The 535-nt window shown below is 67.3% G+C and carries 1 protein-coding gene; it reads left to right on the top strand.

The window, feature by feature from the left end:
• Window positions 1-7: 7 nt before the first annotated feature.
• Window positions 8-535, top strand: a 528-nt coding sequence (locus ACXJKJ_RS31935; protein ID WP_457395745.1) for a S46 family peptidase, incomplete at its 3' end; no start/stop codon positions are given.

Below are 535 nucleotides of genomic sequence, written 5' to 3'. Positions count from 1 at the left end.
CTGCTCAATGCGCTCGAACCTGCTCGCTTTTTCCGTCGTCGCCAGCCTTGGGCTGGTCCAGGTTGCCCAAGCCGCTGAAGGCATGTGGGTGCCGCAGCAGCTGCCGGAAATCGCCGGTCCGCTCAAGCAGGCGGGGCTGAAGCTGTCGCCGGAGCAGATCTCCAACCTGACCGGCGACCCGATGGGTGCGGTGGTGGCGCTGGGCGGCTGCACCGCCAGCTTCGTGTCGCCGCAGGGCCTGGTGGTGACCAACCACCATTGCGCCTACGGTGCGATCCAGCTGAACTCGACCGCCGAGAAGAACCTGATCAAGGACGGCTTCAACGCACCCACCCTGAAGGATGAGCTGAGCGCCGGCCCGAACGCGCGCGTGTACGTGCTCGACCAGATCACCGATGTGACCGCGCAGGCCAAGGCCGCCATCGCCGCCGCCGGCAAGAATCCGCTGGCGCGGACCCGCGCGCTGGATGCCTTCGACAAGGCACAGACCGCAGCGTGCGAAGCCGATGCCGGGTTCCGCTGCCGTCTGTTCAGT

This window comes from Roseateles sp. P5_E1 (assembly GCF_054049335.1).
This window is presented reverse-complemented; position numbering and strand designations above follow the sequence as displayed.